This is a genomic window from Streptomyces sp. NPDC059092 (genome assembly GCF_042756365.1).
Lineage (GTDB): Bacteria > Actinomycetota > Actinomycetes > Streptomycetales > Streptomycetaceae > Streptomyces.
In genome coordinates, this window is record NZ_JBHZEJ010000048.1 from 13,937 (window position 1) to 35,180 (window position 21,244).

16 protein-coding genes and 1 pseudogene are annotated in these 21,244 nt (G+C 70.6%); 8 read left to right on the forward strand and 9 right to left on the reverse strand.

Annotated elements, in window-relative coordinates; translation table 11 throughout:
* Window positions 1-22: 22 nt before the first annotated feature.
* From ACFXPL_RS24835 to ACFXPL_RS24845, 3 genes and pseudogenes are all read right to left on the reverse strand, one after another.
* Complete coding sequence (locus tag ACFXPL_RS24835) at window positions 23-970, reverse strand: zf-HC2 domain-containing protein (protein ID WP_384923545.1); 948 nt, start codon at window positions 968-970, stop codon at window positions 23-25.
* A complete protein-coding gene (locus tag ACFXPL_RS24840) occupies window positions 967-1,542 on the reverse strand; it encodes an RNA polymerase sigma factor (RefSeq protein WP_384923547.1) in 576 nt (191 codons plus the stop codon). Before ACFXPL_RS24840 ends, ACFXPL_RS24835 begins: the two co-directional genes overlap by 4 nt.
* A gap of 274 nt (window positions 1,543-1,816) precedes the next feature.
* Window positions 1,817-2,083, reverse strand: a pseudogene (locus ACFXPL_RS24845) (nucleotidyltransferase); the annotation flags it as partial.
* A gap of 535 nt (window positions 2,084-2,618) precedes the next feature.
* Here ACFXPL_RS24845 and ACFXPL_RS24850 point away from each other — a divergent pair.
* A complete protein-coding gene (locus ACFXPL_RS24850) occupies window positions 2,619-4,367 on the forward strand; it encodes an AIPR family protein (RefSeq protein WP_384923550.1) in 1,749 nt (582 codons plus the stop codon).
* A 117-nt stretch (window positions 4,368-4,484) separates the two neighbouring features.
* Here the strand turns inward: ACFXPL_RS24850 and ACFXPL_RS24855 are convergent, their stop codons facing one another.
* Genes ACFXPL_RS24855 through ACFXPL_RS24870 form a run of 4 tightly spaced genes read right to left on the reverse strand, consistent with a single transcriptional unit; the run spans window position 4,485 to window position 9,419 of the window.
* Window positions 4,485-5,552 carry a hypothetical protein gene (locus ACFXPL_RS24855; RefSeq protein WP_384923552.1) on the reverse strand — a complete coding sequence of 356 codons (1,068 nt, stop codon included), beginning with the start codon at window positions 5,550-5,552 and terminating at the stop codon, window positions 4,485-4,487.
* Complete coding sequence (locus ACFXPL_RS24860; protein ID WP_384923555.1) at window positions 5,552-6,646, reverse strand: TniB family NTP-binding protein; 1,095 nt, start codon at window positions 6,644-6,646, stop codon at window positions 5,552-5,554. Before ACFXPL_RS24860 ends, ACFXPL_RS24855 begins: the two co-directional genes overlap by 1 nt.
* Complete coding sequence (locus ACFXPL_RS24865) at window positions 6,565-8,391, reverse strand: integrase (protein WP_384923558.1); 1,827 nt, start codon at window positions 8,389-8,391, stop codon at window positions 6,565-6,567. The genes ACFXPL_RS24860 and ACFXPL_RS24865 overlap by 82 nt, the downstream gene beginning before the upstream one ends.
* Entirely contained in the window at window positions 8,307-9,419 is a 1,113-nt protein-coding gene (locus ACFXPL_RS24870; protein ID WP_384923561.1) for a TnsA-like heteromeric transposase endonuclease subunit, read from the reverse strand. The genes ACFXPL_RS24865 and ACFXPL_RS24870 overlap by 85 nt, the downstream gene beginning before the upstream one ends.
* A gap of 267 nt (window positions 9,420-9,686) precedes the next feature.
* Between ACFXPL_RS24870 and lon the strand changes: the two genes are divergently transcribed.
* On the forward strand, window positions 9,687-12,119 hold the full coding sequence (gene lon, locus ACFXPL_RS24875; protein ID WP_384923564.1) for an endopeptidase La: 2,433 nt from the start codon (window positions 9,687-9,689) through the stop codon (window positions 12,117-12,119).
* Window positions 12,120-12,216: 97 nt separating this feature from the next.
* On the opposite strand, the gene ACFXPL_RS24880 is transcribed toward lon, so the two are convergent.
* On the reverse strand, window positions 12,217-13,065 hold the full coding sequence (locus tag ACFXPL_RS24880) for a lysozyme (protein ID WP_384923567.1): 849 nt from the start codon (window positions 13,063-13,065) through the stop codon (window positions 12,217-12,219).
* A 207-nt stretch (window positions 13,066-13,272) separates the two neighbouring features.
* On the opposite strand from ACFXPL_RS24880, the gene ACFXPL_RS24885 reads away from it, so the two are divergent.
* The gene (locus tag ACFXPL_RS24885) at window positions 13,273-13,767 is read left to right on the forward strand and encodes a MarR family winged helix-turn-helix transcriptional regulator (RefSeq protein ID WP_384923570.1); all 495 of its coding nucleotides are present in this window, start codon (window positions 13,273-13,275) and stop codon (window positions 13,765-13,767) included.
* 117 nt (window positions 13,768-13,884) lie between these two features.
* Here ACFXPL_RS24885 and ACFXPL_RS24890 read toward each other — a convergent pair whose 3' ends face one another.
* Complete coding sequence (locus ACFXPL_RS24890) at window positions 13,885-14,667, reverse strand: hypothetical protein (RefSeq protein ID WP_384923573.1); 783 nt, start codon at window positions 14,665-14,667, stop codon at window positions 13,885-13,887.
* Between the two features lie 446 nt (window positions 14,668-15,113).
* On the opposite strand from ACFXPL_RS24890, the gene ACFXPL_RS24895 reads away from it, so the two are divergent.
* The 5 genes from ACFXPL_RS24895 to ACFXPL_RS24915 all read left to right on the forward strand — a co-directional run bounded on the left by ACFXPL_RS24895 (window position 15,114) and on the right by ACFXPL_RS24915 (window position 21,187).
* Window positions 15,114-18,194 carry a nitrate- and nitrite sensing domain-containing protein gene (locus tag ACFXPL_RS24895; RefSeq protein WP_384923575.1) on the forward strand — a complete coding sequence of 1,027 codons (3,081 nt, stop codon included), beginning with the start codon at window positions 15,114-15,116 and terminating at the stop codon, window positions 18,192-18,194.
* Window positions 18,191-18,697 (forward strand): roadblock/LC7 domain-containing protein, encoded by a 507-nt coding sequence (locus ACFXPL_RS24900; RefSeq protein WP_384923578.1) that lies wholly within the window; start codon window positions 18,191-18,193, stop codon window positions 18,695-18,697. The genes ACFXPL_RS24895 and ACFXPL_RS24900 overlap by 4 nt, the downstream gene beginning before the upstream one ends.
* Window positions 18,694-19,107: a DUF742 domain-containing protein gene (locus ACFXPL_RS24905; RefSeq protein WP_384923581.1), complete on the forward strand. Its 414-nt coding sequence runs from the start codon at window positions 18,694-18,696 to the stop codon at window positions 19,105-19,107. Before ACFXPL_RS24900 ends, ACFXPL_RS24905 begins: the two co-directional genes overlap by 4 nt.
* A 103-nt stretch (window positions 19,108-19,210) precedes the next feature.
* Complete coding sequence (locus ACFXPL_RS24910) at window positions 19,211-19,852, forward strand: ATP/GTP-binding protein (RefSeq protein WP_384923674.1); 642 nt, start codon at window positions 19,211-19,213, stop codon at window positions 19,850-19,852.
* 96 nt (window positions 19,853-19,948) lie between these two features.
* Complete coding sequence (locus ACFXPL_RS24915) at window positions 19,949-21,187, forward strand: styrene monooxygenase/indole monooxygenase family protein (RefSeq protein WP_384923583.1); 1,239 nt, start codon at window positions 19,949-19,951, stop codon at window positions 21,185-21,187.
* The last annotated feature ends 57 nt before the right edge of the window (window positions 21,188-21,244 follow it).

Consider the following 21,244-nt stretch of genomic DNA (forward strand, 5'->3'; position numbering starts at 1 on the left):
GCCCCTTCACCTTCACGTACGTTCATCGGACGATTCCGCCGCCCCCGAGCGTGGGCCGGTCGAACGAGCGCCGCCGCGCCACCAGCAACGCCGCGCACATCACCGCCCCCGCGCCCCACAGGCCCTGCGCCGCCGCCCCGGACAGGAACCGGGCCAGCTGCGCCGACAGTTCGCCGGCCCCGGCCGGCCCGGTCAGCGTCAGCGGCGATACACCGGCGGCCCCGGCGGACACCCCGGCCACCAGCGGTACGGCCAGCGCCAGCACCCAGGCCGCGCCCACCGCCCCGGCCGCGGCGCGGCACCCCACGTACGAGCCCAGCGCCAGCGCGGCCAGCGTCAGCGTCAGCCCCGGCAGCAGCCAGGCCGCCGCGCCCGGCGTGCCGAGCGCGTCGTCCGGCAGCAGCGCCCCGGCCAGCGTCAGCAGCGGCAGGCTCACCGCGAGTACGGCGGCGGTCCTGGTCAGCAGCAGCCGCAGCCCGCCGCGCGGGGTGGCCGCGCCGATCTCGTACATCGGGTCCGCGTACCGCCCGTACGACACGGCGACCCCCGCGGGCGGCAGCACCGGCGCCAGCGCCAGCAGCAGGGGGCGCGCGCCCGCGAAGCCGGTGGCGTACGCCAGCCCGACCGCCCCGGCCACGACCAGCACCAGCGCCGCCAGCCAGGACCCGCGCAGCGCGGGGCCCGCCGCCCACAGGACGCGCGCGGTGAACCCGATCGCCGGGGCCCGGCCGGGCCCCGGCGCCGGAGGTGCCACCGCGGCCAGCACCGCTCCCCGCACGTCGGTGAGTACGGTGCCCGCGGCGGTCCCCCGTACCGCCGCGGACACCCGGACGGCGCACGCGCCGCACGTCTCGATGTGTTTCTCCAGCGACCAGGCGTCGGGTTCCGGGGCCGAGCCCGCCGCGTACCGGGCGGCCAGCACGTCGTCGACATGCCACGCCCCGGCCCGCCGGACTGCTCTGTCCCTCATGCGGTGCCTCCCAGCGGCGCGATGTGCTCCAGCGCGGCGCGCAGTTCCTTGCGCGCCCGCATCGCGCGGGTCTTGACGGTGCCCTCCGGTATGCCGAGGAGCCGCGCGGTCTCGCGGGTGGTGAGCCCGTCGACGACCGTCGCGCGCAGCACGTCGCGCAGTTCGGGGGAGATCCGGTCGAGGGCGGCGCCGACGTCGCCGTACTCCAGCCCGGCCAGGACGCGTTCCTCGGCGGAGGGCGCGACGGCCGGCGGTGCGTACACGGGATGCCCGTGCGGGGCGCGCTCCGCACGGGAGCGGGCCCGCACCGCGTCGACCAGCCGCCGCGCGGCGATCACCCACAGCCAGCCGCCGGCCTCCGCGCCGCGGTGCGTCCCGGCCGAGCGCCACACCGTCATGAACGTGTCCTGAAGGACCTCCCGTACGGTCTCCGGATCGGCGCACCGCCGCGTCAGCCGGGCGTGCAGCCAGCCGGAGTGCCGGTCGTACAGCTCGGCCAGCGCCTCGGCCCCCGCCGCGCCGCCTTTCGCGACGGCGCGCAGCAGCGCGGCGTCGTCGCGGTCTCCCCCCATGGGGCGGAACAGTCTCACGCCCTCTCTATCGCCGCGAAGGACCGGACCGGTTCACGCGCCCGTCCGCGGCCGGTGTGCACCACGCCATGGACGGCGCGCGGTGCCGTGGCGTTACCCGGGTGGCTCGTGGCCGTGCGCCGGCATCGCCCGCCGGCCCGCGGTGCCGCCGGGTCAGCGGTCCTCCGGGCGCGGCGCCTTCTCGCCGTGTACGGCCGTGTACTCGGCGGCGAGCCAGGGCCCCAGGCCGTCGATGAGCGTCCCGAGCGCGGCCGGGCGCGGCCCCGGCCGCTGCGGCGTCGGCGCGGTCGGTTCTCGTCGGCTCGTCGTGGAGGGCGAGTTGGAGGTCCAGGTCGGAGACTCCGGGGACGGCGGTGCCGCGGGGAATGCTGCCGTACAGATACGCGCTGTGCAGACGGGCACCGAACGTCGCGGCGATACGGGCCCGGGCGGCCCCGACGACGGGGGCGAACGCCGTCGGCACCCGGTCCAGGGAGCCCTCGCGGGCGATCGTCCCGTCGTGGCGCAGCCCGCGTCCGTCCATGGGGGCCAGTGTGCCCGGCGCCGCCGCGCGTGGACGACCGGATTTCCCGGCCGGGCGTCAGGCCGTCCGGCGTCGCGGACACCGAGTGTCGTGTGCAGTTGAAGGCTGCATCTGCCCACGGCACTGAGCAGCGAGATGAAGAGTCGGACTACACGGCAGACCTGCGAGTCGTGCAGATCTACCTCTACCTTGCGTTTTCGATGGCCAGCGGCGGGCTGCGCCGTGCTCTCCGCAGACGAAGCCGCACGCACTATGGCGTGCCAGCCGGACCTCGCACCTGCCCAAGGTGATGACCGGTGATACGAGGAGTTCGCCTGCGTGTGCGCCATCTCAGTCGCGCTGATCAACTTTGCGCTTTCGAGAGGTTGGGACGCCTGGTTCTCCACGCGAGTCTTGATGCGAGCTGGCGCTGGCCTCTGCTGACAAGTTCAGTAGCTGCCTCGCCCAGTCAACTCCGGTGCACTCATGGGCGCCTGGCCCTTCAGTCGTGCAGCGAGAAGCATCGACAGGGGGAGCAAACATGTAGCCTGACATCGTGACAGATGGCCTCGAAATAGCCCTTCAGAAGCGTGCTGATCTCGATCGGTACGGATCCAACAAGCGACTGCTGCTCGCGTTGCAACTGATGCTCGACATCGAGGATATCGACACGGTTGCTGCCACATCGCTGACTGACCATCCCAACGACAAGTCATGCGATCTGCTCTACATTGATCGCGGTTCTGGCCGAGTTGTCCTCGCTCAAGGATACGAGTCCGAGAATACTGCGAAGTTTCAGGCGCCTGCGAGGAAGGCTGCTTCCCTTCACCAGGCGGTCAATTGGTTGTTCAACAAGGGCGAGCCCGACGGGGTGCCAGATGTCCTGCGGGTTGCCTGGCGCGAACTCCATGATGCACTGGCGGACGATGTCATTGGGCATGTCGCGATTTGGTACGTGCATAACCTTCCAGAGTCACAGCAGGTCATAGGAGAGCTCGAAGCGGCTCGCGACTCCGCATACGCGCAGTTGAGTCACGGCTACCCGGGCAAGAAATTCGAGGTCTCTTGCGAAGAGTTGGGTCGCGAGCGGCTGTCTGCGCATTACGAAAATTCGCAGACGCCTATTCTGGTTTCGGATACGTTCACGATTGAGGTGCCGGGGGCGTTCGAGGAACGAGGCGACCAGTGGACTGCCTTGTGTACGAGCGTACCGGTGAGCTGGCTGCATGAGCGCTTTAAACAGCATGGTGCGGGGCTGTTCTCGTCGAACGTCCGTGACTACTTGGGAAGCCGTCGCTCGCAGAGCAACATCAACAACGGCATCCAGGAAACGGTTCTGAAAGAGCCGACGAACCTGTGGGCCTACAACAATGGCATCACTGCGCTGGTACACGACTTTAGCTTTAGTGGCAGCACAGTTGAGATCACGGGGCTGGGTATCGTTAACGGTGCGCAGACCACTGGGGCGATCGGCTCGGTTCCGGCGGGAGATATTGGTCAGGAGAGTCACGTCCTTACCCGCTTCATCCGCTGCAGTGATCCCGAGACCGTCAAGAGCATCGTTCGTTTCAACAACCGGCAGAATCCCACGCAGGCATCGGACTTCCGTAGCAATGACGGTGTGCAGAGACGGCTTGTACGCGAGTTCCAGCAGTTGGGGGTAGTCGGTTACAGCGGCGGCCGTCGCGGAGGCGCCGAGGATGTCATCCGCCGCCCAGGGGAGAACCATCTCTCCGCAGAGGTCGCGGCGCAGGCCCTTGCTGCCTTCCATGGAGAGTCTGGCGTGGCCTACCACGAGAAGAGCAAGATTTGGGAGCAGGACGGTATCTACAGCCGAGTCTTCCCTGAACGTGTCTCCGCCGAACACATCGTATTCGTCGCGAGTCTGCTGCGCGCCGTCGAGCTGGAGAAGGCGAAACTCGGGCGCATCGGGGCAGAGGCGCGGACTGAGGACGAGGTCGAGCTATTTGAGTGGTTTGGCCTGCGAGGGTCGATCATGCTTGCTGCGGAGGCCATCGGAGCCACGAGGGAGACGCTTGTCGGGGAAGCTGTCAGCGACCCCTACGTCCTGCGATTCAAGAAGAACGTATCTATGTCCGAGGCGGCCAAAGCGTGGGAGCCCATCGTGGAGTCGCTGTTGGCATTCGCCCCAGGGCAACTGCGGGACCCTCTGGTGACATCGAGTCTGCGTAACCGGCAGGCGGTCGACACGGCGCTTCGCAACTTCCGCTCCCAGGTCGTGGCAGCACGCAAGCACAACCGAACAACCTACGAGCTCTTTGTGGACCAGGTGATTTCTCGATAGGGCAATTGGGTGCTGCTTGACCCGACCAACACCCGCCTAGGTAACGCCGATATGGGTCTACTGGTGTAGGTGCCTGGGGCAAGGAGTCTCAACTCCACTGCGTCGTTGGGGCGGTTACTAGGAGGTTTTGTAGTAGCTGTCTCCATTCGGGAGAAGCGTGTGGGACATAAAGGGGTGCCAGGCACGCCTGAACACAGTGGCGAGGTGGCGGTGCGTGGTTAGTGCGTCGCCAGCTCGGTGGGATGGATTGAAGGCGCGGGCACGGCGCTGCTGTGCGCGCTGGGTGGCGGCGTGCTGGGCTGATTTCCGGAGGTGATGCTTCTGGTCATGGACGCGGATCGGAGCAAGAGGCGGGCGCTTGGCCGTCATATTGGCCCAGTGGCTGATGGGGTCGTTTTCATGTTGGCCGTAGCGAGGATGTCGTAGCCGTCGGGCGATCTCGGCGTTGAAGAGACGGCGGTCCCAGGCATTCCCTTGTGCTTGGTGTCTCCAGTAGGGCGATGAGAAGAGTGGGGCCAGGACGATGGCTTCGGGATAGACCGCGGCGCAAAGGCGGGCGACGGAGAAGGTCGTTTCGGCCGTGCCGGGAGGGATGAGGATGTTGGCCCGGCGGATCCAGTCGTGACGCACTTCGCCGTTCTCGTTCTCGGGGAGTGACCAGAGCTGGCCGCAGATGAGTATGGCGCTGAGGACCGCGTCGTAGGTGATGGCCCAGCCGTGGCGTTGGAGGATGCGCAAGTGTCGACGTTGTGCTTGGACGACTTCTGGGAGGGCGTCGAGGGGCGTGATGTGTCCGTCGGCGTCGGATGGGCAGAGCCATAGCCGATGTCGGGCGCAGACGTAGCGGTGGTGCGGCAGAATCCTGGTGACCTCGCCGCCGGGGTGTTTGGCGTTGCAGTGGTGGCAGCCGGGTTGCGGCTGGTGGCGGAACATGGCCCAGTCGGGCTGTGGGGTGCGTAGTTCGGGCAGGGCTCCGGTGAGGGAATGGACTGTCCGGCCGGTGATGGCGGCGAGGCGTTCGGGGACGACGACGCGGCGCATGCCTCCGGAGGTTTCGCGTTCGGTGACGCACCGCCAGAGGGTGTTGTTGTCGAGGCCGTGGAGGCGGGCCAGGCGGCCGATGTAGGAGGCATCGATCTCGTGCTGTGCGGGCGGTACGGGGTCGGGTAGGCGGGGAAGGAGCATCAGGCGGTGCGCCTCCGGCGGGAGCGGGGTTTCTCCGGGGCTGTGAGAGCTTGGTAGCGTTCGGCGGCGTAGTCCACCGGAACTGTCTCCAGAAGGTCTTCTGTGATGCGTTCGCTGCAGTCTTCGATGGCGAGCACGGCGGCGCCCCGGACGAGTTGCGACAGGCTGCCGATCATGCCGCCGGAGCGGTGGTAGAGGTACTCGCTCAGACCCGTCAGCGTTCCGGGCTGATGGTGGTGCAGGCGGAGCATGGACTCCAGGGTGCCAACTAGGGATTGCCAGGCTTTCTGGTCCGTCCCGGAGGCGTAGGAGAACGGGGCGGCGGGGATAACGGTGAACCGTCCGGCGATCTGGCGGCCGCGGGTGCCAGCGAACAGGCCCTGTGCCTCAACATCGATGCCTGCGTAGGCGAAGGTGGCGGGCAGCCGCTCGGCGAAGTACTTCAGCTGGTCGGAGGCTTCGGCGCCGGTGCGGGTGGCGAGGTTCAGGTTGTGCAGCTCGTCGACCAGGACCAGGTCGACATGGACGTGAGCGCCGGTCGCGCAGACCGCGTTGACGACGTCGGTGATGTTGAAGCGGGTGGGGAAGTCCAGGCCAAAGAACCGGGCGAACTCCATGGCGAGCATCTTCGGTGTGGCGGCCGGCGGGACGGTGACATAGACGACCGGGAGCCGGGCGCGGTCGCCTGGGTGGCGCTTGCGGACCGCGATCTCGTGGGCCCGCCCGAGTTGGGAGAGGGCGGTGGTCTTCCCTGTGCCGGAGGCGCCGCTGATGATGACTCCCCGACGGGCGGAGATCTGCTGCCGGTTGAGCTGGACCAGGAGCCGTGAGGTGGCGATGACCTTCTGGATGGTCGGGGTGTTCACCAGCGGCAGGTCGGCGTGGTAGTTCCGGCGCGCGTCGTCGTGGTGCAGCTTCTCCTTCTCGGACAGGGCGGCCTGCCGGGCTGCGGTCAGCAACGGGGGCGGGGACGGTTTGTGCTCGACGAAGCGACGCCATCCCTCCTTCGTGGTCAGCGGGCTGTCCGGCGGCAGCTCCTGCTCCGTTGGCTGCTGCGGGACGAACGTGGTGCGGGAGGGCCTGGTCGTAGCCACCTCTCGGCTTCTGCGTGGGCGTCAAAGACACCGAACGGGATCATCTCGGCCGGTTCGGTGCTGGAGTCGGGCGGGGCTGGTTCCGGGGCGGCGCGCGGTGCGGGCGGCCGGTGGGAGGCGGCTGAGACACGTGTGCGGCCGACGACTTTCGCAGTACGGGTGTCCGGGCCGTGCTCGGCCCGAGTCAACAACTCGTCCAGGACCCGGGCGACCGCCGCTTCATTGGTGTCGTCCAGCCCGGCTTCGGCGGCCAGTCGGCGGGCGTGCTGCCAGGTGAAGTCCGCGAACGGCGCGTTCACCAGCGGAAGATGCACCCAGGGGATGGTGACCCAGCCCCGCTGGGTGCGTACGAACATCTGAGACAGGTCGTAGGGGTCGTAGTGGATCTCCCAGAGACCGCGCTTGGCTGCATGCCCAGAGTGCTGGCGCCGCAGAGGCTCCAACTCGGCGCTGTCGTAGGTGCGGTAGTTGATCCGGATGCCGTGGCCGTTGATGGCCCGCCAGGTAACCGGCAGCAGTTCCAGGTAGTCCTCACCGCGCAGGACCAGCGGCAGGTAGCCGCAGGCCGCGACCAGCGAGGTGTACTTGTCGTTCGGCGACATCGCCTTCTTCGGGCGGAACGGGTCGCGCAGAGCATCATGCGCTCTGGCTTGCCACCCGGCCAGCAGCCACTCGTCCAGCAGGTCCTGGAGTTCGGGGACCGTCCAGATAGCCCGGTCCTCGATCCGGACGCCGCGGCGGGAAACCTCCCGCCCGGTGTAGGCGGGAAGATGCTGGACGAACAGCGTGTTGATCGCGGAGAACGTCGCCTCCACGATGGCCTTGTCGGTCGGCGTGCGCGGACGCGCTCTCTGCACCGAGATGCCGAGCCGGTCGCAAGCCCGTACGAAGGTGTCGGAGATGAACACCTTGCCGCCGTCGATGACGACGGTGTCCGGCACGATCACCGGTTTCGCCGCGGCCTGTTCCATCCGGGCGTCCACGTCCAGCAACCGCAGGTGCGGCATGCGCGACGCCGCCATCCGCAGCGAGGCGGGCCAGCCGGGCCGCATGGGGTCGGGCACCAGCATCCGGGCCAGCAACAGCGAGGCGTCCACCGCCTTGGTGCCCATCGGCCGCAGTACCGCGGCGCAGATCGTCCGCGTCGCGACGTCGACCGCGATCGTCAGATCCGCGCGGGCGGTCAGCCCGGAATCGAGCACCACCATCACATCCAGGGGGGTGGAGTCGATCTGCACTTGCTCCCCGGGGCGGTCGGCGAACGTCGGGGTGAACGGGCCTTCGGGTCGGTTCGCCGTCTGCCGTCGCGTGACGGCCGAGCCGAAGGTATGCCTCCCCGTGGATAGCGCGTCGATCAGCTTGTAGAAGGTCCGCTGACTCGGCAGCGGCACCACCCCCTCGCCGTGGGTGGCCTCCACCAGCTTGACCACCCGGCGGATCAGTCGGGACCGGGTCCCTGTCGAGGTGTGCATCTCCGCTTCCAGGGCCTCCCGGACGGCCGCGACCAGCCGAGCGTCCGCCCGCCCCGTCGCCTCCCAGGTCTGCGTCGCCCGCTGGTCCACCAGCCCCCAGACCCCTTGCCGGACGTAGCGCGACCGTCGGCTCTGCACGGTCCGAACGGTCACCCCCAGCTCTTGCGCCTTCGCGGCCATCCGCTCCATCAGCGAGAAGGCGGCCGGGTCATAGCCGGGGCACGGCGGCGTGCCCGGCACGGTGCCGGACAGCAGCCCGGTTTCGACCTCCACCTCTGTTCCCGCTCGCGCGCCGCCTCCAGCACCGGCTCCGGCAAGGTTGCCAGCAACCCGGACGGCTCCACCGCGGGCAGCGGCTCCGTGCCGATGACGGCGAAGTCCGGCGCCGCCATCAGATGCGACGCCAGCACCACCGATTCCGCCCCCGTCGCAGAGTGCAGCCGCACCGACGTGCCGGCGAGCGCCACCACCTGGTGATCCTCGTCGTCGTAGGCGACCCAGTCGCCAGGCCCCAACACCGGCTTGCCCGGCCCGGCCGTCACCGCCGCACCCCCGCTGACACCAGCGAGAGGGCATGCAGTGGCACCGACACATCCGCTGTCAGCTCTTGCGACCACAGCAGGTGGAACAGCACCGGCAGCACCCTGATCGGGTCCCCCACCGAGGAGGCCCCGCCCATCAGCGGCTGTGGCTCGGAGTACGCCGCCAGCAGCTCGGAGGCCACCGGTTCCGGCCGGTGCCCGGGGGTGGCGGTAGCCCGCCAGCCAGCGCACATTGCGCACCGCGATCGCGTCTGGCGCCCCCACCAGCCGGAACTCCCACCCCACCTGAGCGCAGGCTGTCTGCGTCGCCTCGAACTTCGCCACATCCCGTGGCTTGCGCCGATCTGCCGGGCGGCAGTCGACCGCCACCGCCGTGCCGTCGTCACGGCGCGCGAAGTGGTCCGGCGCATGCGAGACGCTCTTGCCCGCATCCGACCGCCAGAACAGCCAGAACGGCTGAGACGAGATCCCCACCACCGACGGGTCGAAGTCCAGGAGCATCACGTGGTCGCGCTCCAGCCAGGACTCGTACCCGATGTGCCCGCCCACCGTGGACGACCACCAATGGCCCGGCAGGTGCCGCTGACCCTTGTACGACTTGAACGCGCGTACCGGTGCGACGTCCTCGAACCGGAATGCCCAGGCATCCACCAGCGGGCGACGGAACTCAGACCCGTCCCGGTCGGCGTACGCGACTTCGAACCCCTTCGCCGGCGGCCCGGAGACACCGCCCGGCCGTACCACTAACGAACCTGCCACGCCTCTCTAACCCGAGCCCGCGACGAAAGGTCACTCTGCAAGACGAAAGGCCAGACGAAGGATGAAGCTGCAAAACGAAGAGATCCACGTCAAAGGACACCGAGGGAACGATCGCTCAGAGCGAACAAGGCCAGGGGAACAATCCCGGGCTCATAAGCATTGAGTCCACATAGCTCAACTTGCTTGACGTCGCTGATCGCTCGGCGCGCGAGCGCCCCGAACCGCTTCAGCCGCTTACCTGCCTTGTTCCACCGCGAAGGGGAGACCATGGCTTCCACGTCCACACCGCTCACACTTCCCGTACTGCCGCTCGACGACGAGGTCGTGCTGCCCGGCATGGTCGTGCCGCTCGATCTGTCCGACGCCGAGGTCCGTGCCGCCGTGGAGGCCGCGCAAGCGGCCGTCCGGGACGGTGGCGGAGGCGGCGGCGCGGGTGACGGGGGCGGCGGCAAGCCCCGGGTGCTGCTCGTGCCGCGTATCGACGGGAGCTACGCCGGGACCGGCGTGCTCGGGACCGTCGAGCAGGTCGGCCGGCTCTCCGACGGGGACCCCGGCGCGCTGATCCGCGGCCGGGGCCGGGTGCGGATCGGGGCCGGTACGAGCGGACCCGGCGCCGCCCTCTGGGTGGAGGGGACCGCTGTCGACGAGAGCGCGCCCGAGCCGCTGCCCGGCGCCGTGGCCGAGCTGGTCACCGAGTACAAGGCACTGGCCACCGACTGGCTCAAGAAGCGCGGCGCCTGGCAGGTCGTCGACCGCGTCCAGCAGATCGAGGACGTGTCGACGCTCGCCGACAACTCCGGCTACTCGCCGTTCCTCTCCACCGCCCAGAAGGTCGCCCTGCTGGAGACCACCGACCCGGTCGCCCGGCTGAAGCTCGCCACCCAGCAGCTCCGTGAACACCTCGCCGAGCAGGACGTCGCCGAGTCCATCGCCAAGGACGTCCAGGAAGGCGTCGACAAGCAGCAGCGCGAATTCCTGCTGCGGCGCCAGCTCGACGCCGTACGCAAGGAGCTGCGCGGCCTGAACGGAGAGGACGGCGAGGACGAGTCCGACGACTACCGGACGCGCGTCGAGGCCGCCGACCTCCCCGAGAAGGTGCGGGAGGCCGCGCTCAAGGAGGTCGACAAGCTGGAGCGCTCCTCCGACCAGAGCCCCGAGGGCTCCTGGATCCGCACCTGGCTCGACACCGTGCTGGAACTGCCGTGGAACGAGCGCACCGAGGACAGTTACGACATCAGGGGCGCCCAGTCCGTCCTGGACGCCGAACACGCCGGGCTGGAGGACGTGAAGGAGCGCATCACCGAGTACCTGGCCGTGCGCAAGCGCCGCGCCGACCGCGGCCTCGGTGTCGTCGGCGGCCGGCGCGGCGGCGCCGTCCTCGCCCTCGTCGGGCCGCCCGGCGTCGGCAAGACCTCGCTGGGCGAGAGCGTCGCGCACGCCATGGGGCGCAAGTTCGTCCGGGTCGCGCTCGGCGGCGTACGGGACGAGGCGGAGATCCGCGGCCACCGGCGTACGTACGTCGGCGCGCTACCGGGGCGTATCGTCCGGGCGATCAAGGAGGCCGGTTCGATGAACCCGGTCGTCCTGCTCGACGAGATCGACAAGGTCGGCTCCGACTTCCGCGGCGACCCCGCCGCCGCGCTGCTCGAAGTCCTCGACCCCGCGCAGAACCACACCTTCCGCGACCACTACCTGGAGGTCGAGCTCGACCTCTCCGACGTGGTCTTCCTCGCCACGGCCAACGTCCTGGAGGCCATCCCCGAGGCACTGCTCGACCGCATGGAGCTGGTGCGCCTCGACGGCTACACGGAGGACGAGAAGGTCGTCATCGCCAGGGACCACCTGCTGCCCCGGCAGCTGGAGCGCGCGGGCCTGGAGCCCGGCGAGGTCACCCTGGAGGACGGCGCGCTGCGCAGGCTGGCGGGCGAGTACACCCGCGAGGCGGGCGTACGCAACCTGGAGCGCTCCATCGCCCGGCTGCTCCGCAAGGTCGCGGCCGAACACGAACTCGGCGACCGCGAGCTGCCGTTCACCCTCGGCCCCGACGACCTGCGCGGGCTGATCGGACGGCCGCACCACGTACCGGAGTCCGCCCAGGACCCGGCGGAGCGCCGTACGGCGGTCCCGGGCGTGGCGACCGGCCTCGCGGTCACGGGCGCGGGCGGTGACGTCCTCTTCGTGGAGGCGTCGCTCGCCGACGCCGAGACGGGCGGCTCCGGACTGACCCTGACCGGACAGCTCGGTGACGTGATGAAGGAGTCGGCGCAGATCGCGCTCTCCTTCCTGCGCTCGCGCGGCGCGGAGCTGGAGCTGCCGGTGGCCGATCTCAAGGACCGGGGCGTGCACATCCACTTCCCGGCGGGCGCGGTGCCGAAGGACGGCCCGAGCGCGGGCATCACGATGACGACCGCGCTGGCCTCGCTGCTGAGCGGCCGTCAGGTCCGAACCGATGTCGCCATGACCGGCGAGGTCTCGCTGACCGGCCGGGTCCTGCCCATCGGCGGCCTCAAGCAGAAGCTGCTGGCCGCCCACCGCGCGGGCATCACGACCGTCGTGATCCCCAAGCGCAACGAGGCCGACCTGGACGACGTCCCTGCCGAGATCCTGGACACGCTGGAGGTCCACCCGGTGACGGACGTCCGCCAGGTCCTGGAGCTGGCGCTCGCCCCGGCGGAGGTACGGATCCCCGCGGCGGCCTGATCCGCGCCCCCCGGGGGCAAGGCCGCCCGCACCGCCCGGCCATGAGGCTGCCCGGCCCCTCGACGGAGGGGCCGGGCAGCCTCATGCGTGCGGGGGGTCAGCCGTTGGCCAGCGCCTGTACGCGGTCCAGCGCCCCGTTGAACCGGTTGTGGTCACCCACGGTCGGCCCCGTCGACGTGTACTGCCAGATCGTCTGGAAGTCCCAGCCCGCGGGCAGCTCGCCGACGGTCGTGTCGTACCGGGCGATCCAGAGCGGGTTGGTGGAAGCGAAGCCCCCGTAGTTGCCCGTGCACGTCTTCCACCAGCTCGTCGCCGTGTAGATCACGGCGTCCCGGCCGGTGCGCGCCCGGTAGGTGTTCACGAAGTCGCGGATCCAGTCGACCATCTGCGACGCCGTCTTCCCGTAGCAGGACGCGCCGTACGGGTTCCACTCGATGTCGAGCACCCCCGGCAGCGTCCTGCCGTCGGGCGACCAGCCGCCCCCGCCGTCGACGAAGTAGTTGGCCTGGTTGGCGCCGCTGGAGTCGTTGGGCGTACCGAAGTGGTACGTGCCGCGGATCATGCCGACGTTGTATGAGCCGTTGTACTGCTGGGTGAAGGAGCCGTTCTTGTAGTAGTTCCCCTCGGTGGCCTTGACGTAGGCCCACTTCACCCCGCTGTTCCACAGGGTCGGCCAGTCGACGTTCCCCTGGTGGCTGGAGACGTCGACGCCCTCCGTCTGGACGGCGCGGTTGCCCGGGGGCAGCTGCCCCCGGCCGTCGTGGGCGAGGACGCCCATGCCCATGTGGGCCGTGCCGCGCGCGGGGATGTCCGCGGGCGGGTCCGTCGGGACGGGGGCCGCGCTCGCCGCACCGGGGAGAGTGAGGAGCAGCGCGAGGGTGGCGGGGAGGACGGTGGCCGCGGCGACCCTGGAGCGGCGTGGGATGCGGGATCTGGGGACGGGCATGGGTGTGCCTCCGAAGACCTCGGTGGGGGGAGATCATGACCTGGCGACATGTCAGTGGAGTGAACATGTCAGTATTGAAGCTACGCACGTAGACCCGGACGGCGGAAGGGTGCCACGCCGGTGCCGTTGGTATAAACCCCTGAAATACTGAACAAGCTGCGGCAATGGCCGTCGGCGAAAGAAACTTTCAGGGGTGGAAAGCGCGCGATGGCTGCTGACGTGCACGGGAGCGGTACGGCACCGGAACCGGACCCCGCGATGACAAGTGGTGTGGACCACGAATTCCTCGCTCTGGAACAGGAACTGGCGGTCTTTCTGCGCCGGGCCCGCGCCAACTCCGGGGAAATGGCCCGCGAAGTCCATCCGGAACTCGAACCGGCGGCTTACGGACTGCTTCTCCGCCTGGAAAGCGGCGGTGCCCAGCGGGGCACCGAACTCGCCGCGTACTTCGGCGTCGGCAAGGCCACCATGAGCCGTCAGTTGCGCGCCCTGGAGGAGCTGGGGCTGGTGAGCCGCGAACCCGACCCCGCCGACGGGCGCGCCTGGCTCATCCGGATCACCGACGAGGGCGGGAACCGCTTCCGCCGGGTCCGGGGGGCGCGCCGGGAGCGGTACGTACGGCAGCTCGCCGGCTGGGACCGTGCGGAGATCGCCGAACTGGCCCGGCTGCTCCACCAGCTCAACGCCACCGCGGAGAGCTGACCCACCGGGAGAAGTGCCGCGGGGAGAAGCGCCGCAGGGGCGGGCGGCGGACAGGAACGAGGGTCCGACACGAATGAGGGGCGGGTGGGGACGAGGGGCTGACGGTCAGGGGGCGGCTCACAGCTCCACGTACGTGACCGTCGCGTCGTCGCTCGTCTTCCCCCTGCGGAACGCCGTACGGTCCGGATCCGCCGACTCCGCCGCCCGCACCCGGTCGATCAGCTCCTGCGGACCGCTCTTGCGCACCAGCGCCAGGCAGTCCGCCCAGCCGCCCTCCCGGAACACCTCCACCCACCGGGTCGCGCCGTCCGTCAGCGCGAGCAGGGACCGTACCTCCGCCGCCGGGGTGCGGCCCGTCACGGCGCGCTCCGCGACCGACGGGTCCGCCGCCGCCGTGAAGAAGCCGCCCTCCGCGTTGCGCAGGGCGTCCGTCGCGGCGACCGAGCGCAGCACCTCGCGCGGGACCCGGTCGAGGCGGTCGTCCAGCACCGCCCGTACCGCCCCGTCCGGGGACTCCAGCAGGAGTGTGGAGTCGGAGAGCACGAGATGTTCGACGGTCTCCCGGCCCCATCGTGCCAGGACGACCGTGGCCTGCGGAGTACGCGGGTGAGAAAGGTCACAGGTGTCCCGGTGAGCATCGGCCGTACGGCCGATCGACCGGGCGAGAACCTGTGCCAGCGTCATATCCCGTCGTGAACCGGACAGTTCCGCGAGCGCCCCGCCCAGCCTGGCCGTGAACCACGGCACGCCATGCACACAACCGTCCTCACCGGTGGGCGGCGTCACCCCGTCCAGCATCACCAGCGCCCCGCCCTCACCCGCCGCGGGAAGCGCCACGCCTGCCCAGTCCTCATTGGGGCGGGCGGTATCACCGGGCGAGGTGGCCTGTTCGACGCGCATGCGCTCCAGTGTGCCTGACCCGTCGCACCTTCCGCAGGAATCCTCCACATCCCCCACACGTCATGTCGATCTCCCCGTCACGCCAGGTCAACCGCTGTGATTCAGTCAGAATGAGCGCGCGGGGGAGCGCCGGAGGAGCGCCTCGGGCCGGCCGGTCCGCCGGTACGGGCGGCCCCGGCGAGCTGCGGGCGGGCATCTTCCCAAAGGCCGCCCGGAAGGTCCACCTGGCACGCCGTGTTCCAGCAGCCGCCCGACGGGGAAGAGTTGTTCGCCAACTCGTCGTGATGTTCACTCGTCCAGGTGGCGGAGCGGCCGATGCGCGCCTTCCTCCCCGGAGCGCTGGAATGGTCGGCAGCCGAAAGCCAAACCAGGGGTGGGGGCAGGGGTTACCGCGTTGTCGGACCGGACCGGCCGTCACCTCTGCTTCATGGGCGGACGAGTCAAGAATGCGAGCACCGGTGCAGAAGAAGCGGCCTCGGGGCAACAGTGTCACGGCCACCGGCACGGCCACCCGCGCTGTGACCCCTACCGGTACCGGCACGGCCGGTGAGGCCACCACAGCGGCCACCACAGCGGAGGCAGAGGCCGTGAAACCTCCGGAAGGACGCCGAGTGCGGGTACGCAACCGGCTGGTCGCCGGGGTCGCCTTCGTGGGCATCACGGTCGTCGTGGCCGGCACCCCCGCCGTACTGAGCGCGTCCGCCGACCTCAAGGACGCCCAGAACCTGGTCACCCTCGCGGAACTGAACCAGCAGGCCGTCACCCTCGGCCACTCCCTCGCGGACGAACGCGACGAGGTCATCGTCTACATCGCCGCCGGCCGCGACGCGCAGCCGGGCGGTACGGACGAGGAGAAGGCCAAGTACACGATCTCCGAGACGCGCAGCGCCCGCGTCGACCGCCAGATCGACGAGATCCACGCCGCCGCCTCGGCCTCCCCCGGCCTGCTGCGCGACCTCTCCACCGTTCCCTCCATCCGCCGCGCCGCCCTCACCGGCAAGGGCTCGGCGATGGAGGCCTACCGCGCCTACTCCGAGGTCATCGCCAAACTCCAGGCCCTCGCCGACGAACTGGCCGAGAACACCCCGCCCGAGGCCGCCGACGGCACCCGCGCCCCCGCCGCCCTCGGCCGCGCCGTCGAGCAGGCATCCGCCACCCGCGGACTGCTGCTGGCCGCGCTCGCCGTGCCGAGACCCACCACCACCGCCCCGCAGTACGACCCGATCACCGGGCTGCCCGTCGAGTCCTCGGGCGACGCGAACAACAAGAAGAACGACCAGGTACGCGAGGACCTCAGCGCCGACGCCCAGAAGTCACGCGTCCGCGAACTCGGCGCGCTGGCCGACTTCGACCAGAGCGCCGACACCGCCGCCCGCGAATCCCTCACCTCCACCGTCACCGGACCCGACGTCAAGACGGCCGAGAGCTACCTGACCCGCCTCACCGACCGGCCCGAACTCTCCGAGGCCGACCGCGAGGCCGACCAGGACAAGGTCGAATCCGCGCTCTCCGCCAGGATCGACCAGATGCGCGGCGTCGAGTCGGGCCTCGTCGCCGGCCAGATAGAGCGCCTGGAACAACTCCGCGACGACGACGTCACCGGCCTCGAACTCCAGCTCGCCCTCCTCGGCGGCTGCCTGATCATCGCGGTCGGCGTCTCCACCGCCGTCGCCCGTACGCTCACCAGGCCGCTCGCGGTCGTACGCCTCGGCGCCGCCCGGCTCTCCTCCGCGCCCGCCACCGAGGAACCGATCCGCTTCACCGGCCGCAACGACGAGTTCGCGCAGGTCGTACGGTCCGTCAACGCCCTGCACGGCAAGCTGCTCGACCTCTCGGGCCGCGCCGACCGGCTCGACAGCGACCGCAGCGACCTGCTCGGCGCCCGCGAGAAGGTCGCCGAGCAGCGCGCCGAACTCCAGGACCGTACGGCCGAACTCGCCGCCCAGCTCCAGCAGCTGCGCCACACCGTCCACCACACCTTCGTCAACCTCTCGCTGCGCACGCTCGGCCTGGTCGAGCGGCAGCTAGGCGTCATCGAGGGCCTGGAGGACAGCGAGCAGGACCCGGAGCGTCTCGCCACCCTCTTCAAGCTCGACCACATGGCGACCGTCATGCGCCGCCACAGCGAGAACCTGCTCGTGCTCGCCGGCCACGACCACGTCCACGGCCCCACCGGCCCCGTCCCGCTCGTGGACGTGCTGCGCGCGGCGGTCAGCGAGATCGAGCGGTACGAGCGCGTCATCATCCAGGAGCTGCCCTCGCACACCCAGGTGGCCGGCTTCGCCGCGGACGACCTGAGCCATCTCGTCGCGGAACTGCTGGAGAACGCCGCGTCGTTCGCGCCGCCCGAGACCGAGGTGCGGCTCTCCGGCTGGATGCTGGAGAGCGGCGAGGTGATGGTCTCCGTACAGGACCAGGGCATCGGGATGTCCGTGGACCGGCTCGCCGAACTGAACGCACGCCTCGCCGACCCGGAGAACCCCGGGCAGCCGCCCCGCGCCGCGCGCGGCGGTGGCGCCGAGGGCGAGGGCCTCGGTCTGCGCGTCGCCGCGCTGCTCGCGGCGCGCCACGGCGTACAGGTCGAGCTGAGGGAGCATCAGGAGGGCGGCGTCGCGGCGATCGTCGTGCTGCCCGCATCGCTGCTCCCGGCCGTGGAGCCCGCCGCCGTACCGGACGTCACCGTCCAGCCCGTGGCCGAGCCCGCCGCCGTACCGGCGGAGGCGGCGTGGGCCGGGGCGGACGCCCCCGCCCTGCCGACCCGTACGGGCCGGGACAAGGACGGGGAGCGCGATCCGCTGGTGGTCGCGGCCGAGGCGGCGATCCGCCGGGCGGAGGCGGCGAAGCGCGCCGAGGCCGAGCGGGCCGCGGCCCAGGCGCCGGTGGCGGAGCCCGCTGACGCCGCCGCCCCGTACGGCATCGGCCCCGACCGCCACGAACGCGTCCCCGACGGCGCACCGCGGACCACGGGCGCCGACCAGGACACCTTCCAGATGCGGCTGCCCCAGCAGCCCGCGCAGCCCGCCCGCACGGCCGGCGAGCCCCGCACGGCCGCCGGCACCACAGACACCGTCGGGACCACGGACACCCCCGGCACGCCCGGCATCCCTGGCGCGCCCGGCACCTCCGGCACGCCCGGCACCCTCGGCACGTCCGGCGCCGCCGCCGGGGGTGACGCCGACCCGCTCACCGACAAGGGGCTCCCCAAGCGCACCCCCCGCGTCCTCAAGCCCACCGCCCCCGCGGCCCCCGCCGGCCGCACCGGCAGCGTCGACGCGGAAGCCCTGCGGCGCCGGCTCGGCGGCTTCCAGCAAGGGGTGATCGAGGGCCGCCGCGATGTCGAGGCGGAGCTGGGCGCGGAGGCGGAACCGGGCGCCGCGGCGCAACCGGGCGCCGGAACGGAACCGGGCGCCGAGGCGGAACGGGACGCCGGAGCGGAACCGACGGAGCAGACCCCACCCTCGGAGCGGACCCCAGAGCTGGACACCGGAGAGACGACGGGGGAGACAGTCAAGGAGGCACGCAGTTGACTGCGACCGGCGCAGGCACAGACACAGGCACATTCGGGCTGAGCAACGAGGCGCGTAATCTGCACTGGCTCTTGAGCAACCTCGTCGAGGAGGTACCGGGCGTCCACGCGGTCGCCGTCGTCTCGTCCGACGGGCTGCTGCTGCTCTCCTCCGACCCCGGCAGAACCGCCGAGGCGGCCACGGCCACCGCCGAACGCAAGCAGGGCCCGCGCGGCTCCAGCGCCGACCTCGCCACCATCGTCTCGGGCATCGGCAGCCTCACCCTCGGCGCCGCGAAGCTGATGGACGGCGGCGGGGTCAAGCAGACCATGGTCGCCATGGAGGAGGGCAGCGTCTTCGTCATGGCGATCAGCGACGGCTCACTCCTCGGCGTGCACGCCACCCCGGACTGCGACATGAGCGTCGTCGCCTACCACATGGCGCTCTTCGTCGGCCGGGCCGGACACAAGCTCACCCCGGAGCTGCGGAACGAATTGCGGGCCTCGGTGGAGGGAGCCGGGTGAGCCCGGCCGCCGGTGCCGCGCACCGGCTGCCCGTGCGCGGGGCGGACGACAGGACCGCCCGCGTACGCCCGTACTCGCTGACCGGCGGACGGACCGAGTCCGGGCACGTCCTGCAGGTGGAGACGTTCGTCGCCGCGCTCGAACCGGGCGAGGTGCTCAAGGAACTGACGGACGGCGGGGGCCCGTCCAGCATCATGCCGGAGATGCTCGCCATCATCGAGCTGTGCCGGCGGATGCGTACCGTCGCCGAGGTCTCGGCGTTGCTCAAGATGCCGCTGGGCGTGGTCCGGGTGCTCCTCAGCGACCTGGCCGATCAGGGAAAGATCCGTGTGTACGGAACCGGTCACGACACCGGTCAGCCGGACCACGCGTTGCTGGAAAGGGTGCTGAGTGGACTCCGCCGTCTCTGACGTCACCGAAGTATCGGACGTCACCGCCGCCTCCGGGCGTGCTTCCGTACGGGAGGCCGCACCGGCACCCGTACGGGAAACCGGGCCCGATCCCGTACGGGAGCTGGAGCCCGAATCGAAATCCGGGCCGGAGCCCGAGCCGAAGCCCGAGCCCGAGCCCGAGGAGAAGCTCCAGGCCTGGCAGAAGGACCGTACCCGCGCCCCGATCTCCACCAAGATCGTGATCGCGGGCGGGTTCGGCGTCGGCAAGACGACCTTCGTCGGCGCGGTCTCCGAGATCCCCCCGCTCCAGACCGAAGCGCTGATGACCGAGGCCAGCGCGGAGATCGACGACCTCAGCGCGACACCCGACAAGCTCACCACCACCGTCGCGATGGACTACGGGCGCATCACCCTCGACGACGACCTCGTCCTGTACCTCTTCGGCACACCGGGCCAGGAGCGCTTCTGGTTCATGTGGGACGACCTGGTGCGCGGCGCGATCGGCGCCATCGTGCTCGCGGACACCCGCCGCCTCCCCGACTGCTTCCCGGCGCTGGACTACTTCGAGAGCTGCGGACTCCCGTACGTCGTGGCCGTCAACCGCTTCGAAGGCACCGACGCGTTCCAACCGGACGATGTGCGCGACGCCTTGACGATTCCGTCGAGCATCCCTGTACTGATCATGGACGCGCGGGATCGGAACACGGCCGTCGACGCGCTGCTCGCGCTGGTGCGCCACGCGCTGCAGTTCTCTCCCGAGTAGGGGGCCGGTCGGCGCCGTCGGCGCGTCCCGGGCCGCACCACGAGCCCGTACGCCGCACGCCGCCGCACCACCCACGCAACGGAGACAGAGCCGCCCATGCGGAAGATCCTCATCGTCGGAGCCGGCCAGTCCGGGCTCCAGCTCGCCCTCGGCCTCCAGTCGAGGGGGTACGAGGTCACTCTGATGTCCAACCGCACGGCGGACGAGATACGGTCCGGCCGGGTCCTGTCCACGCAGGTCATGTTCGACACCGCGCTCCAGCACGAACGCGACCTCCAGCTCAACTTCTGGGAGTCGCACGCGCCGCGCATGGAAGGCGTCGGCGTCTCCGTCGCCGGCCCGGACGCCTCACGTACCGTCGACTGGGTCGGCACGCTGCGCGGGTACGCCCAATCCGTCGACCAGCGGGTCAAGATGGCCGGCTGGCTCGACACCTTCGCGGGGCGCGGCGGCCAGTTGGTGATCCACGGGGCGGCGGTCTCCGACCTGGACCACTTCTCCCGTACGTACGACCTGGTCCTGGTCTCGGCGGGCAAGGGCGAGCTGGTCCGCATGTTCGGCCGCGACACCGCCCGCTCCCCGTACGACGCGCCGCAGCGCGCGCTGGCGGTCAGTTACGTCCACGGGCTGGAGCCGCGCCCCGGACACCCCGGGTCCGACGCGCTCCACTGCGACCTGGTGCCGGGCGTCGGTGAACTCTTCGTCATGCCGACCCTCACCACCTCGGGCCGCGCCGACATCCTCCTCTGGGAGGGGATCCCCGGCGGACCGCTCGACGTCTTCCGGGGCGTCAAGGACCCGGTCGAACACCTCTCCCTCACCCTGGAGCTGATGAAGCGCTTCACCCCCTGGGAGTACGCGCGCGCCACGAAGGCCGAGCTGACGGACGCCGGCGGCACCCTCGCGGGCCGGTACGCGCCGACCGTACGCGACCCCGTCGGCCGGCTGCCGGGCGGCGGGCTCGTCCTCGGGGTCGCGGACGTGGCCGTCGCCAACGACCCGATCACCGCGCAGGGCGCCAACGCGGCCGCCAAGTGCGCCGCCTCGTACCTCGACTCCATCGTGGAACACGGCGACCGGCCGTTCGACGAGGCGTGGATGCGCGCGGCGTTCGACCGCCACTGGGAGCAGGCGCGCCACGCCACCCGCTGGACCAACGCGATGCTGAACCCCCCGCCGGACCACGTCCTCGGCCTGATCGGCGCGGCGCAACGACTCCAGCCGGTCGCGGACCGGCTGGCGAACGGCTTCGACGACCCGTCGGACTTCGAGCACTTCTTCTACGACCCGCAGAAGTCGGCCGCCTACCTGGCCGAGGCGGCGGCCGGCGCCTGACGGCGCCCCGGTCCGCCCCAGGGCACCCCTGGGAGCGGACATGACGTACGAGATGGG